This is a genomic window from Nesterenkonia haasae, from assembly GCF_010119385.1.
Lineage (GTDB): Bacteria > Actinomycetota > Actinomycetes > Actinomycetales > Micrococcaceae > Nesterenkonia > Nesterenkonia haasae.
Genome location: NZ_VFIE01000018.1, coordinates 545,327 through 559,334, shown reverse-complemented (window position 1 = coordinate 559,334; position 14,008 = coordinate 545,327). Strand labels below are relative to the sequence as shown.

The 14,008-nt window shown below is 62.2% G+C and carries 12 protein-coding genes; 10 read left to right on the top strand and 2 right to left on the bottom strand.

Features of this window, described 5'->3' with window-relative positions; translation table 11 throughout:
- Positions 1-29: 29 nt before the first annotated feature.
- Both FH975_RS06030 and FH975_RS06025 read right to left on the bottom strand, forming a co-directional pair.
- Entirely contained in the window at positions 30-2,117 is a 2,088-nt protein-coding gene (locus tag FH975_RS06030; protein WP_162320503.1) for a S9 family peptidase, read from the bottom strand.
- 215 nt (positions 2,118-2,332) lie between these two features.
- Positions 2,333-2,926: a hypothetical protein gene (locus FH975_RS06025; RefSeq protein ID WP_235928477.1), complete on the bottom strand. Its 594-nt coding sequence runs from the start codon at positions 2,924-2,926 to the stop codon at positions 2,333-2,335.
- Positions 2,927-3,042: 116 nt separating this feature from the next.
- Between FH975_RS06025 and FH975_RS06020 the strand changes: the two genes are divergently transcribed.
- The 10 genes from FH975_RS06020 to FH975_RS05975 all read left to right on the top strand — a co-directional run bounded on the left by FH975_RS06020 (position 3,043) and on the right by FH975_RS05975 (position 13,991).
- Complete coding sequence (locus tag FH975_RS06020) at positions 3,043-3,738, top strand: CDP-alcohol phosphatidyltransferase family protein (protein WP_153078171.1); 696 nt, start codon at positions 3,043-3,045, stop codon at positions 3,736-3,738.
- Positions 3,739-3,740: 2 nt separating this feature from the next.
- Positions 3,741-4,469 carry a lysophospholipid acyltransferase family protein gene (locus FH975_RS06015; protein ID WP_202923035.1) on the top strand — a complete coding sequence of 243 codons (729 nt, stop codon included), beginning with the start codon at positions 3,741-3,743 and terminating at the stop codon, positions 4,467-4,469.
- On the top strand, positions 4,466-5,458 hold the full coding sequence (locus tag FH975_RS06010) for a phosphatidate cytidylyltransferase (protein ID WP_162320501.1): 993 nt from the start codon (positions 4,466-4,468) through the stop codon (positions 5,456-5,458). The genes FH975_RS06015 and FH975_RS06010 overlap by 4 nt, the downstream gene beginning before the upstream one ends.
- A gap of 196 nt (positions 5,459-5,654) precedes the next feature.
- Positions 5,655-7,658: a DUF2207 domain-containing protein gene (locus tag FH975_RS06005; RefSeq protein ID WP_162320500.1), complete on the top strand. Its 2,004-nt coding sequence runs from the start codon at positions 5,655-5,657 to the stop codon at positions 7,656-7,658.
- 122 nt (positions 7,659-7,780) lie between these two features.
- Positions 7,781-10,786, top strand: a complete 3,006-nt coding sequence (locus FH975_RS06000) for a DUF4040 family protein (protein WP_162320499.1) — start codon at positions 7,781-7,783, stop codon at positions 10,784-10,786.
- Entirely contained in the window at positions 10,786-11,316 is a 531-nt protein-coding gene (locus FH975_RS05995; protein ID WP_153078176.1) for a sodium:proton antiporter, read from the top strand. Before FH975_RS06000 ends, FH975_RS05995 begins: the two co-directional genes overlap by 1 nt.
- The gene (locus tag FH975_RS05990) at positions 11,313-12,923 is read left to right on the top strand and encodes a monovalent cation/H+ antiporter subunit D family protein (RefSeq protein WP_162320498.1); all 1,611 of its coding nucleotides are present in this window, start codon (positions 11,313-11,315) and stop codon (positions 12,921-12,923) included. The genes FH975_RS05995 and FH975_RS05990 overlap by 4 nt, the downstream gene beginning before the upstream one ends.
- Entirely contained in the window at positions 12,920-13,351 is a 432-nt protein-coding gene (locus tag FH975_RS05985) for a Na+/H+ antiporter subunit E (protein WP_153078178.1), read from the top strand. Before FH975_RS05990 ends, FH975_RS05985 begins: the two co-directional genes overlap by 4 nt.
- Positions 13,351-13,614, top strand: a complete 264-nt coding sequence (locus FH975_RS05980) for a monovalent cation/H+ antiporter complex subunit F (protein ID WP_235928472.1) — start codon at positions 13,351-13,353, stop codon at positions 13,612-13,614. The genes FH975_RS05985 and FH975_RS05980 overlap by 1 nt, the downstream gene beginning before the upstream one ends.
- The gene (locus FH975_RS05975; RefSeq protein WP_162320497.1) at positions 13,614-13,991 is read left to right on the top strand and encodes a cation:proton antiporter; all 378 of its coding nucleotides are present in this window, start codon (positions 13,614-13,616) and stop codon (positions 13,989-13,991) included. The genes FH975_RS05980 and FH975_RS05975 overlap by 1 nt, the downstream gene beginning before the upstream one ends.
- The last annotated feature ends 17 nt before the right edge of the window (positions 13,992-14,008 follow it).

Here is a 14,008-nt window from a genome sequence, read left to right as displayed (position 1 = left end):
GTAGCCTGGGCCCGGTGATCAGGGCTCGCTCAGGCGTCGTCGTTCCCTGCGCTCTTCGGCGCCGTCAGGCCCAGTTCCTCGGGAAGCTCCCCCTGGTCTCCGAGCACATGGTCGGCGAGGAATGCGAAGATCACCTGGTACCAGACCTTGCTGTGCTGCGGGGAAAGGATCCAGTGGTTCTCATCCGGGAAGTAAAGGAAGCGATGCAGTGTGTCACCGTTCTCGTCGGCGGGCAGCCCGGAATCGGCCAACAGTTCGAACCATAGCCGCAGCCCCTCACCGATCGGAACCCGGTAGTCCTTATCACCGTGGATCACCAGCATCGGGGTCACTATCTCACTGACGAAGTCATGTGGTGAGTGCTGGTCTATCATCGATTGGTCAATTTGTCCGCGCCAGAACGGGGACATGTCCGTGGTCGGCCCGAACTGGTCAAGCGCCCACAGGCTGGCGTGGGTCACGATGGCGTTGAAGCGGTCAGTGTGTCCGGCGATCCAGTTGGCCATATAGCCACCGAAGGAACCGCCCATTGCCGCGGTGCGAGAGGCGTCAATGTCGTCGCGAGCCTCCACTGCATCAGTGATGATCATCAGATCTGTGTAGGGCGCATCTCCCCAAGAGTTCCATCCGCGATCCACGAAGTCCTGGCCATAACCGGTGGACAGAGCCGGATCCGGCAGCAGCACCGCATAGCCCTTCTCCACCGCCAACCAGGGGTTCCACCGCCACGTCCACGCATTCCAGGAGCTCAAGGGGCCGCCGTGGATCCACAGCAGCAGCGGAGCTGGTTCCGCCTGCGAGGCTCGCTCAGGCAGGCACAGCCACCCGCGTACGACGACGCCGTCGCTGGTCTCGGTCTGGACATCCTCCAGAGTCCCGGGCAGTTCAGGGCGCTCTGTGGGGTTCTGCAACCGAGTTACGGCGCCGGTGGTGAGATCAATGCGCACCACCTCATCGGGGAACGCGTAGCTGCTGCGCACCGCATATGCCGTGGTGCCGTCTGGAGAGGGGAAGGCTTGTGAGTAGACGGCATCCTCGACAGGTACCTCGGCGGCCTCGCCGGAGCTGACGTCCACAATGAACACGGCGCCGCGGCCGTTCTTGTCTGCAACGGCAAGCATCCGCTGATCATTGAGCCACGGGCGGGACGAGGCTGGGTTCAGCCACAGGTCGAGGTCCTCCGCCAGGGGAGTCACCGCGCCGGTGCTGAGTTCCACGACATAGAGTTGGGGCGCAATTGCGCTGCTTGGGCTAGGTTTCGATGAGCCTATGACCGCAGCCTTCTTGCCGTCGGGACTGATGGGGCCAGGGGAGAACGTCATCCCCGGCTCGTCGACAAGCAGTCGCCGTTCTCCGGTGGCGGTGTCCACCAGGGCCACGGCGGAGCGACGGTCGGTCTTCGCCTCAGGCACGGTGACGCCGATGAGGGCCTGAGAACCATCTGGGCTCAGGTGCATCGTGCCCTCGAAGAGGGGGCCGAGGCCTTCGGTGATCTGCCGAAGCTTCGGGCGATCCGGCTCGGCGGTGACGGGAGCGTCGTCGTTCTCGGCGGTCCCTGCCTCGAGGACGAAACCGTGGGGCCGGGCAGGGCCGAGGTCGTGATCCCAAAACCGCACGGGGTAGCTGGAGTGCAGAACGGCTTTCACCGAGCTGTCCTGCCGGTTTTTGTGCAGCGTCTGCTGGGCATCTTCATCGGAAGCACCAGGAAGCAGAGGCGCCGTGACCGCTACGACATCTGCCTCAGCCGCAGTCACGACGGATGTGACGCCGCCTGCTCGCCGGTTGAGCACACGCGCCTCGCCCCCGGAAGCGGGGAGGCACCACAGCGCATTGCCCTCGTCTTCTCCGTGGTCGTCGGGTCGGGCTGAGGTGAAATAGAGGTCGCCGTTGGTGGCGAAGGCGGGCCCAGCTTCCCCCTTGGCGCTGCGTGTCAGTCGTCGCGCGGGACGCTCTCCAGCGGGGTCAACCTCCCAGAGGGAAGTGACGTAGCCGTTCTTCTTTGTGTTGAGCGTCTGCACGGTGGTGACCAGTCGGGTGCCGTCGGGACTCAGGGCAAGCCCTGCGGTCCGTGGGTGTGCGACGTAGCGGTCCAGGTCAGAGAAGAGGGAGTCAGCCATGGTGGCCAGTCTGTCACGCAAAACGCAGAGTTGTTGCGCATTGCAACTATGTTGCTGCGTGCTGCGGGGAAGGGTTTATGGGTGCTGTTCCCTCACCCGCGGGCAAACTCCAGGATGAGGCAAACTTCAGGCGGCTGTTGAGAAATCAGCTTCCTATGGCTGCCTGAAAACCCAACAACGCTCTGACATTCACGAGGATCGGCCAGGAGAGGTCATCAGCGCCGTCGCGACATCACGGGAATGAACCAGGCATAGAACACGCCCCAACATGACCAGAACACAGCGGAGACACGTCTATCTGAAATGTCGGGGAAAATCCGCCGGGTGAGATTTGCGATCCCGGTGGCCACCAGCGTCACCACCATGAACCGGATCAACCGGCCAGGCACACTCCAGGCCAGGAAGTTCAGCAGCGACTTCCGCTGCAGCCCGGAGGCGCGGGCATAGAGCTTATAGGGAACCCCACGTGCCGGCCCCCGCATCAAGGAGGCGTGTCCGGATTCGGCCATGTCCCGCTCTACCTGGTGCACCATGGCGCTGGTGATCGCTGGAACCCTCACCAACGCGGAGTGTGAAGTCTGCGCCGTCACCCGTCGCCCCCACCAGGAGGTCACAGCTCCACCTGCCAGCGCCCCACCCAGTGCCGAAACGGTGGTGCCCATGGCACGTTTGGGCCGGCGCAGCCCCACCCAGGAGGTCCACACATCAGGGACGACGAAGAAGAAGGTGGCCTCTGCGAATCCCCAGACGGCTGCAATGCCGTGGTCTCGCAAGGCACCACTGGAGCCTTGTGCGTGCCGCATTCCCATACCGCTGACTCTAGCCTGCGGCGTCAGGGGGATCGAGCGGAGAGGTGAGTCAGATGCTGACGGTTCTGACAAAGTCGTACTAGCGTAAGGGGTACACGAGGGAATGGACACTGCACATGAGCCACGGAACGGACCGGCGGGCAATCCCGCAGCGCAGCACTCGGTGGGCAACCAAGTCCGCCGACATTCTTGCTGCCGCAAAGCTCACCCCGAACCAAATCTCCATTGGCTCGGTGCTCTTCGCCGCAGTCGGTGCAGCGGCACTGGTGTGGTCTGCCCACACTGACCACGAGTCCGGCAGGGTTGCCCTGCTGGTAGTAGCGGCGGTCTGCATCCCGTTACGTCTGCTGCTGAACATGCTCGACGGCATGCTAGCGGTAGAGAAGGGGATGAGTTCCCCGGTGGGTGATATCTACAATGAGCTGCCCGATCGGATCTCTGATGTGCTCTTCCTGGGTGCCGCTGGCCTGGCGACTGCCGGATTGGTGACGGCTGGGCGCGTGGACATCGGAGTGGTCCTCGGTTTCCTGGCCGCGACCCTTGCGGTGCTCACGGCCTATATCCGTAGTCTCGGCGTGGCCCTCGGTACCGGCAATTTCTTCGACGGCCCCTTAGCAAAGCCTCACCGCATGTGGGTGCTCATGGTCGGCACACTGGCCGCCATCGCCGAAGTTTGGTTGCCCTGGACCCCGGGCTGGGCCCTGTTCTGCACCCTGGGGCTCATCGCGCTCGGGTCACTGTTCACATGTATGCGGCGCCTGCGCCGAATCAGCGCGGTGCTGCGCTCGCGAGCTCGGGATCTACCCTCGTGAATGTGGCCGGGCTTTCGCGCCGAAGCCTTGCCAAGCTCATCAGCGCTTTCGCCGGTGCGCGTGTGATCACCGCCCAGGGCGAGTCGGAGCCGCAACTGCCCGAGCAGGCTATCTACTACGCGAACCACTCCAGTCACTTGGACTTCCTCACCATATGGGCGGCCCTGCCCGCTGACATACAGAAACGTGCACGTCCGGTGGCGGCCAAGGACTACTGGGGCTCAGGTCTGCGCAAGGCCTTCGCTGAGCAGATCTTCAACGCCTACCTGGTGGACCGTCACGGTTCCAGTCACACCCGTCAACGGGCATCACATTCCGGAGTGAGCCCGAAGGGTCAAATCGCCGGCATGGCTGAGGTGCTCAGCGCCGGCGATTCGCTGATCATCTTCCCGGAGGGGACCCGTGGTGACGGAGAATCCATCGCCCAGTTCCATGGCGGGCTGTACAAATTGGCTCAGCAAAACCCTGAGGTGCCGGTGGTGCCGGTCACTTTGGCCAATCTCGGCCGGATTCTCCCCAAGGGCGAGGTCGTTCCCGTGCCGCACCTGTCGACCGTTGTCTTCTGCGATCCACTCCACGTGGCCCCGGATGAGGACCAGCAGGCATTTCTGACTCGCGCACGTCAGGTCCTGGTGGACTGCCTGGCACAGCATCAGGCGACCGTCGACACTGCAGATGACGAGGGTGGTGCTTCTGCCGCCGGCAGCCAACCAGGTGGGGATGGACCATGAGTGACTGGGGCCTAGGCCTGCTGGATTCATCGGCACTGAGACTGCTCGGCGGCGTCGTCGTTGTCCTCGTTCTCGCGAGTGCGATTGCGTGGCTGTTGGGCCGCCGCCTAGGCCCCACGAGCACTATCAGCAATCTGAAACAGCGCATCAACGCCTGGTGGCTGATGGTCGCGCTCATCGGGGCGGTGTTGGCCGCGGGGGAGACCGTCACCATTGTGCTGTTCCTGCTGCTATCGCTACTGGCGTTGCGGGAGTTCATCACTATCTCGCCCACTGGCCGGGGTGACCACAAGGTTCTGGTGTGGCTGGTTTTCATCATCCCCGCAGTGCACTACTGGTTCCTCTGGGAGCACTGGTACGGGATGTTCAGCGTGTTCATCCCGGTCTACGCGTTCCTATTCCTGCCGGCGCGCAATGCGCTCGCCGGCGAGACCAAAGGATTTCTGCAGCGAACCGCCACCATCCAATGGGCGCTGATGGTGTGTGTCTACGCGATCAGCCACGCGCCGGCCCTGCTTCAGCTGCCGGTGGCTATGGAATTGGGCCGCGAGGCTGCTGAAGGTTCCTCGCCAGGGGATGGCGGGGCCACAGGTGCGCATCTGCTGCTGTTTCTGCTGATCGTGGTGCAGGGTTCAGATGTGCTGCAGTATGTGTGGGGCAAGACCCTGGGCAAACACCCCATCGCACCCAGTGTGAGTCCCAATAAGACCTGGGAGGGGTTTATCGGCGGAGTGCTCTCTGCGACTGCGCTGGGCGCCGCCCTCTGGTGGATCACGCCCTTCTCCCCGCTGATGGCCGCCCTCCTGGCGTTCATCTCCTGTGTGATGGGATTTGCCGGGGGATTGGTGATGTCCGCGATTAAGCGTGACCGTGGCATTAAGGACTTCGGCTCCACCATCCCCGGGCATGGCGGCATCATGGACCGGCTTGATTCGCTCTGCTTCGCGGCCCCCGTCTTCTTCCACGCAGTCCGGTTCTTCTATGCCTGAACGGTGACCCGGCCCCCTCAGCCCCGGCTAACTTCAGACAGTTGTTGAGAAGTCAGTGTCCTATAGCGGCCTGATATCTCGATGGCGCCCTGATATCTCGCCCCAACACTGCCCCACGCCCCTCCCGTCAGGAAGCGCTCCAAGATCCTCCCCGAGGCGGATGCGCATCCGAGCCGTCAGTCCCTAAGGTGAAAATATGTTCCCTTTCCGCCTCGCAGCAGCCTCCGCAGTCGTTTCCGGAATTGTTTGCCTCACAGCTGTCCCGGTGGCGGCATCTGGCGACCCGGAGGACGACGTCGTCCGCGACCTCACCATAGAGATCACCGTGGATGAGCAGGGTGTGCTTCATGTGCAGGAAACCTATGACTGGGACTTCGGCGAGCGGGAGGGCCTGGGCTTCTACCGCGCGTTGATTACAGAGCAACCCACAGAGGACGGCCGCAGACAGTTCCAGTACGGGGAGTTCTCGCTCAGCAGCCCCAGTGATGCACCGGCAGAGATCGTGGACACTGACCAGAGCCGCGGCGAGTTGGAGCTCACCCTGGGGGCACCGGATGGCTCCGACCAGTCGAGGACTGGGGTGCAGACTTACCAGCTCAGCTACACCGTGCGGGGGGCGGTTGACCCCGACGGCCTCGAGTGGGTGACGGCCGGACCGCAGGCCGATGTCCCCATGGACCGTGTCACCACTGAGGTGAGCTTCCCGGTTGAGGTGCTCGAGGCAGCCTGTTGGCAGGGGGAGGACGCCGCTCTGGATGACGGCGCATCCTGTGAAGTGACCACACAGGAGGAGGCAGTCACCGCCATTGCTGAGAACCTGCCACCTGGGGGCTGGCAAGCTGTCGAACTCAGAGCGGCCGCGGACTCGTTTGCAGATGCTGAGCCAATCTACGCTGAGCCCACCGCCGCGGAGCAGTTCGGAGACCGCATCGCCCCCACCACGGATCGGCTCTGGGGGTCACTGCTCAGCTATTGGTGGGCTGCAGCCGCAGTCGTCCTCGCTCTGATGACCGCCCTAGTGATGTACCGGCGCCGCCGCGGCACAGACGAGCACTTCATCAACTTGCCCCAGGGGTCGGTTCCCACAACGGGTGCGCCGGAAGTTACCGCGCGGCTGCATCATGAGCCTCCCGCCGTCCCTCGCGGCACTGTCCCGGAGAGTATCCGGCCCTACGAGGCGGCACTGCTTTGGCATAAGTCTCCCCACGTCCCGCAGGCAGACTTCACGGCCTTGACGCTGACAGATCTGGCTGCGCGGGGCTACCTCACCATGGAGGAGACCGTTCAGAGGACTGACGGTGAGGACGACGACGCCGAAACAGACTGGCTGCTCACACCAGCTGACACAGACACCTCGGCTCTTACGGCGTGGGAACGTGACGTGCTGGAGGCGCTCTTTCCTGAGCCGGAGCCCGTGCGGATATCGGAGCTGGATGAGCACTTCACTGAGGCAGCACATACCGCGCAGAAGAAAGCGTTGGACCAGTTCAATGCACGGGGCCTCCTGTCCCGGAACGTGGGCGGTGTGGGGAGCCTCTGGACATGGATGGGTGGCGCGATGTTATGCCTGGTGCTAGTGGCCCCCGTGGTGAGTTTCGGGCTCGGGATGCCTACGTCCTTGAGCTTTCTCCTCCTCGGGATCGCAGCTGCAGGGGCGGTGCTGGGGTTGACCTGGGCTGTCACAGCGCGAGCCTCCAACCGCCGAACTGCGGAGGGCCGGGCCCGCTATGAACAACTCCGTGGCCTGCAACTGTCACAGTCAGTCACACTTGGCGCTTCTGAGAACACCGAACTGTCGCCAGAGGAACTTACCGAACAGCTGCCCTATGCCATGGCGCTTGGCGACCATAAGAGATGGACCCGACTGATGGACGACCGCGCTGCAACTGAGCCGCTCCCCGGCCTCCCCACCGGCAGTTGGGTAATTCTGGCCGCGAGCATGCCCGGGACAATTGGCGCCTCGCATCACGGATCAAGTTCGGCGTCGGGAAGCATGTCTCCGGGCGGATTCTCGGCCGGTTCCTTTGGCGGAGGCGGCGGCGTTGCGGGGCGTTCACCATATGTCCAGACGGTGTCTCGTTGCTCGCCTACCTCTGGACTCGCTAGGGTAAGGGGCGGTGTGCCGGGAAGTCTGGTCGGCGGAAGCAGTTGCAACACTGCGTTCATTGGAGCAAATGTAGGATGCTCTGAGCGCATGTGACGCTTCATCGCACCCGATTGACCGATAACGAGCACACAGGAGGCTGACATGTCGCGAAGGCCTCTGCCCGCCGTGTGCCGCGCAGCGCTGCCGCCTGCCCCGGCCTGGGCGGGAGGTACTCGGTGACTCTGCTGGTCCTGCTGTTCCTCACCCTCCTGCTGGTTCCTGCAGCAGCCGCGGTGCACACGCTACTGGGCCGCAACACTGGCTGGTTCGCCGCAATAGCGCTGGTGGTGCTGGGCAGTTTCAGTCTCATTTGGCTCCCCGATCTCATCGCTGGGGAGACTGTTGCGGAGTACCTGCCGTGGATTCCCACAGTGGATGTGGGCATCAGACTGCGGCTTGATGGGCTCGGCATGGTCTTTCTGCTGCTGGTGCTGTTCATCGGCGCGCTCGTGATGGCTTACAGCGCGCGCTACTTCTCGGTGAAGAAGAAGACCAGCGACTATTACATCTGGATGTTGTTATTCGTCTTCGCCATGTCTGGCATGGTGTTGGCCGATGACATGATCCTGCTGTTCGTGTTCTGGGAGTTCACCACCCTGTGCTCCTTCTTCCTCATCAACCGGTCCGGGGACAAAGCCCCAGCCCCGGCGCAGCGGACCCTGCTCATCACCATGGCTGGCGGCCTCGGGTTGTTGACCGCAGTCCTGTGGATAATCGTGCGCACCGGTACTACGAGCCTGTCGGAGGCTCTGCAGCACCAGGTCTGGGGAGACGACGCCGTCTTCACAGGTGTGGTTGCGGTGCTGATCGCTTTCGCCGCCTTCACCAAGTCCGCGCAGTTTCCCTTCCACCTGTGGCTGCCCGATGCGATGGTCGCCCCCGCCCCGGTCAGCGCCTATCTGCACGCTGCCGCCATGGTTAAGGCCGGGATCTACCTCCTGCTGCGTTTCTCCCCGGTCTTCGAGGGGGTCGTGGTCTGGCAGACGCTGCTGATCGTCTGCGGTCTGATCACCGCACTCATTGGGGCCCTGTTCGCACTTCAGCGACACGACATCAAAGAGATCATGGCCTACTCCACGGTCTCCCAGCTCGGTTTCCTGGTCGCGATCATCGGCATCGGAACTCCCACCGCGATCGCCGCGGCCACCATCCACGTCATCGCCCACGCTCTGTTCAAATCCAGCTTGTTCATGATGGTCGGCATCATCGAACACGAAGCCCATTCCCGGGATATCCGTGAGCTCAACGGACTGCGCAAAGCCATGCCGGTGAGTTTCATCATCACCGTCTTGGGCTGTCTGTCCATGGCGGGAATCCCACCGCTTTTCGGCTTCGTATCCAAGGAGAACCTCCTCAAAGGATTCCTCTCTGCGGGCGAGGAGCCCGCACTGTTCGGCCCCGGCCTCACCTGGACCATCACCCTGCTGGGCGTGCTCGCAGCGGTGGGTACGTTCGCCTACTGCGGCCGGATCGTGCTGGGTGTGTTCACCAGCTACACCGGCACCGGCAAGCATGACGATGCCAAAGAGCCTATGGCGCCCGAGACCGCTCATGAAGCCTCACTATCCTTCTATGCACCGGCCCTCCTTCCCGCTGCTGCGGGAGCCATCCTAGGTTTCGTGCCCTTCCTCTTCGACGGCTTGCTGACCGCCTCAACCCAGGCGTCCACCACCGCGAACTATGAGCCGCATTTCTATCTCTATGGCGGGCTCAGCACTGACCTGATGCTTTCGGTGATCATCATGGGCGTCGGCCTGGTGGCTGTGCTGACCCGCTCCCGGCTGGACAGCTTTGTTCCACGGCAGATCTTCCCCTGGACTGGGGTCGAAGTGGTGGAGAAGATGCGTACTGGCAGCATCGCCTTCGGCCGCCGGGTTGGCGATGTCACACGCTCTGATATTCACGCCGTTCACCTCACAGCTCCCGGCATCTTCCTAGTCGGCATCTTTATCGCTGGTGTGCTCAACGTTGGAGATGTCGGAGAGTTCACCCCCGGACATACCCGCATGACGGACTGGGTTCTCATCGGACTGTTGGCGTTCTTCCTCCTAGGAACCGTGATCACTCATTCGCGGACAGCGGCAGTCGTCCTCGCAGGCGGTGCGGGTTTCGTGGTCGGAGCCTGGTACTTCGCACTGGGCGCCGTCGATGTGGGTATGACTCAGCTTCTGGTAGAGATCCTTACGGTGGTGGTCCTGGTACTTGTGCTGCGGAAACTCCCGCGGAAGTTCCACCAGGTCTCACGGTCCCGCACAGCGGTCTCAGCAGTCGTCGCCATTGCCTTTGGGATAGCGGCCTTCATCGCCGCCTATGCCCTCACCGGGCGGCGCGGCCAATCACCTGCGGCCCAGTGGTACCTAGAAGAGACGTATGAGACGGTTGGCGCACTCAATACCGTCAACTCCATTTTGGTCGACTTCCGTGCTTTGGACACGTTCGGTGAGCTGACGGTGCTCGGCGTGGCCGGATTCGCCATTCTGGCCGTGCTTAACTCCGCATTCTCCACCTCCGATTCGCACCCGGCGGAGTCCAAGCTGTGGATCGGTACCCCGTTGGACCACGCTGCGGACAACACGCAGGCCATGCGAAGTGTGTTCAATTGGATGGCGCCCTTCATCGTCCTGCTGTCGCTGGTTCTGCTGCTGCGCGGTCATTACGATTCCGGCGGAGGCTTCATCTCCGCATTGGTGCTGGGCGGGTTCTTTGCCCTGCGGTATCTGGTCGCTCCCTCGGACTCCGCAGTCAAACTGCGCTTCGACTACGCGCTGATCATCGTCGGCGGCATTGTCATCGGCGCAGTGATTGGACTCTTCGGCTTCATGGACGGAGCTGAAGGCTCTTATCTGCGGCCCATCGTCATTCTTGAAGGCATTCCATTGCCCTGGGGAACCGATGCGGGCTTCACCCTCACCACGGCGTTGATCTTTGATGTCGGCATCTACTTAGCGGTTATCGGTGCAGTCTTGGTCGCGTTGGACCGGCTGGGGCAAGCCCAGCGTTACCCGGCCGAACTGCTCAAAGCCCATATGAAATCCCAGGGCCAGAAGACCAGCCAGATCGAACGTATTGAAATGCACGCCGGTGATGACCCGGGGGATGTGCCACTCGAGGCTGAGGGCGAGGGTTGGCACCCGGGCCCCTATACCGGTAATCGGAGCACCGGCAGGGGAGATGAGGGCTGATGAGTATCGCTATAGCAGTCGGGCTACTCACCGCCGCAGCGGTGTACCTCTTCATGCAGCGCGGCATGGTCCGTATTGTGCTTGGATTCGTCATGGCCAGCCATGCCGCAAACCTGCTGCTGTTCGCAGCCGGCAACACCGCCTACCGGGGCGTGCCGTACATCGGAACCTCGGACTATGGAGAAGGCGGAGACCCACTCCCTCAAGCTTTCGTGCTGACGGCCATTGTGATCGCTTTCTCCATCACCATGTTCATGATCACCCTTGCCATCACCACCACGCATGATGACGATACGGAGAACGATGAGGAATCAGCGGCCAAAGTGCTGAGCGCGGCAGACACTGGGGACACCGTAAGCTCCTCGGTGGACACCGGGGTCACGGGCGCTGTGGCTGCCGGCACAGGTGGCGCGGACGCCTCACCCATCAGTCCGGTGCACGATTTCGAAGCCCAGGACGACGACTCGGCGGAGGCTCCCAATACTGATCCGGAAACGGGCGAGCACCCGCGCAGGGAGGACCCACAGTGACTGAACTCCTCCCGCCATTACTGCCGCTGCTCGTGGGCATTCCCCTGCTGATGGGCGCTTTGGGTGCCGCCCTGCGCAAGAGTAAGCGTGCCCGGCACATCATCAGCCTGGGGACCCTGACCGCGATGTTCGTGTTCTCCCTTCTGCTGGTGATCGCCACTCATGATGGCACCGTGCTCGCTCACAAAGTAGGTTTCTGGGATTTCACTCCGCAGGTTGCGATCCCCTTTGTGGTGGACGCATTGAACTCTCTGGTGCTGATGATCATCACGATTCTGGGCATAACCAGCGTCATGTTCGCCATGGCGACTCATGAGGCTCGCTCCCGCTTTTACCACCCGTTCGTCCTCATCCTCATGGCTGGTGTAGCCGGGGCTCTGATGACGGGAGACATCTTCAACCTGTTCGTGTTCATCGAGGTCATGCTCCTGCCCAGTTATGGCCTATTGGCGATGATGGGCGCCAAACTCGGTGCCCACGGGGCGCGTATCTACGTCTCGGTGAACCTGCTTGCCTCCACACTGCTGCTGTTCGGTATCGGAATTGTCTACGGCACAGCCGGCACCGTTAATCTTGCTGAGCTGCACGGAGCTGCTGCTGAGGATCCCGCGGTGGCGGTGGGCGGCGCCGTCGTTCTCACAGCCATCGGCATCAAGGCCGCAGTGGTCCCAGTGCACGGCTGGCTGACCCGCACATATCCCATGACGTCGCCGGCAGTCACTGCATTGTTCTCTGGTATCCACACCAAAGTGTCGATCTATGCGATCTACCGGATCTATTCGGTGATGTTCGACGGCGACGAGCGGTTCCTGTGGATTGCCCTCGTCGTGACCAGCATGACGATGCTGATCGGCGTGCTGGGAGCGATCGGGGAAAAGACGACGCGGTCCATTCTGGTCTTCCACATGATCAGTCAGATCGGCTACATCCTCATTGGTGTTGGCCTGTTCACCGGACTAGGCCTGACCGCTGGCATTTTCTACCTGCTACACCACATGATTGTGAAGGCCAGCCTGTTCATGTCGACCGGTGCTATTGAGGAGACCTACGGAACTGGGGAAATCGACAAACTCGGGGGCATGCTCAAACGGGAGCCGCTGATCGCCATCACCTTCATGATCGCCGCGCTCTCTCTGGCGGGCCTGCCGCCCTTCTCAGGATTCGTAGCGAAGTTCACGATCATCCAGGCGACCCTTGAGCAGTCTCATTACTGGGTGGCCGCAGTGGCCGTGATCGTCAGTGTCTTCACTCTGTTGTCAATGCTCAAGATCTGGGTGGGCGTGTTTATGGGCAAGCCTCCGGCCGACCTTGAGGACAACGCGCTGAAGTATCAGGAGAAGATGCACGGCAAACGGTACCTTCGTGTGCAGGCGCAGGCGGAGAACCCCACTCTCACCATTGGCCCACCCACAGCTGCGATGTCTGCGGTTCTCTCCGGTCAGCGGGCTGTCAAAGTTCCGGTGAAGCTCATCATCCCCGGTGCCATCCTTGCCGCGATCACCGTTTTCTTCGGCTTCGGCGCCGAACTGCTGATGCTGCTCTCGGAGACTGCGGCGGAGAACCTGTTGAACCCCGAAGGTTACGTTGAGGCGGTGATGGACGCATGAGTACCACTTCCTCCCTGGCCTCCTGGCCCTGGCGTATAGCGAGCTTCCTCTTCTGGTACGCCAAGGCATTCGTGATGGCCAATGTCTATGTCACGCTGGACATCCTCCGATCCAAGAAACGGATGAAGACCTCTCCAGCGATTATCGCGGTGCCGGCCGCCAGCGAGTCTGACACCGAATGGACGCTCATCTCATGCTTCATCACCCTGACACCGGGCACACTGACCCTGTCGATTTCTCGGGAGCACAAGATTCTGTACGTGCACGGCATGTTTGTCGAATCCCGGGAGTCCTTGGTGGGGGAGATTCAGGAGATGGAAGACCGGATGCTACGAGCCCTCCGGCGCTCCCCGGGCGATCTGTCCCGTCCGCTCCGGGTCCCGGACGTCGTTCCTGTCGATGAGCCGCCAGAAGATGAGGTGCGCTGATGTCTGAGGTCACCCTGGAAATAGCCCTGATCCTGCTGGGGCTCGGGATGCTGCTGGCTGGTGTGCGCGCCTACCTGGGCCCCAAGATTACTGACAGGGCGGTGGCGGCGGACCTCATCTTCTTCGCGATCATCGGGTTCATCGCGCTCATCGGACTCCGGGCCAACATCGAGGCGCTGTTCGACATCATTCTCATTGCCACCCTGCTCGGGTTCATGGCTGCCATCTCAATGGCCCGGCTCGGATCAGGAGGACGCCGCTGATGGAATTCCACGACATCATGCACGGAACCGGTCTGGTGTTCATCTTCCTGGGTATCGTCACCATCATTGTGGCCGGTATCGGGTTGTTCAGACTGCCGGACCTCTACCTGCGCGCCTCAGCGGTCGGCACCTCTGCGGGCCTGGGAGTGGCTTCCATTGTGATCGGCGCGCTTCTGATGGACTTCAGCTGGCTGAACCTGGTGAAGGCAGCCGTGGCAGTGATCGCCCAGCTGCTGACCTCCGCAGTGGGATCTATGGCGATCGCGCGCTCCGGATACCTCAACAACTCCGCCCCAGCTGAAATCACCCATACAGACGACCTGCTCAAAACCCGCCGGGACCGGGTGACGGACCCAGAGGCTGAATCTTCAACGTAACGTCACGGCCGTGCACA